Raw genomic sequence first — 311 nt, 5'->3', positions numbered from 1 at the left:
CATATCGGCGGCGACAATAACGGCGGCGATAACAACGGCGGCGGCGACAACAACGGCGGCGACAACAACGGCGGCGATAATAACGGCGGCGACAATAACGGCGGCGAGAACAACGGCGGCAATAACGGCGGCGGCGAGAACAACGGCGGCGAGAACAACGGCGGCGACAATAACGGCGGCGAGAACAACGGCGGCGAGAACAACGGCGGCGAATAACGGCGGCGGCAATAACGGCGGCGGCAATAACGGCGGCGGGGCGCCGGCTCGTGAAAAAGGGGGTGGTGGGGGGGGGGGGGGGGGGGGGGGGGGGG

At 68.2% G+C, this 311-nt stretch carries 1 protein-coding gene; it reads left to right on the top strand.

The genetic code is table 11. The features are described 5' to 3' along the window. Nucleotides 1-216, top strand: a 216-nt coding sequence (locus tag AB2B41_RS24090; RefSeq protein WP_367880235.1) for a hypothetical protein, incomplete at its 5' end; no start/stop codon positions are given. Nucleotides 217-311: the final 95 nt, after the last annotated feature.

The sequence above is a fragment of the Sulfitobacter sediminis genome, from assembly GCF_040811725.1.
GTDB lineage: Bacteria > Pseudomonadota > Alphaproteobacteria > Rhodobacterales > Rhodobacteraceae > Sulfitobacter > Sulfitobacter sediminis.
The sequence above is the reverse complement of the archived record's forward strand: the minus strand, read 5'-3'. Positions and strand labels throughout refer to the sequence as shown.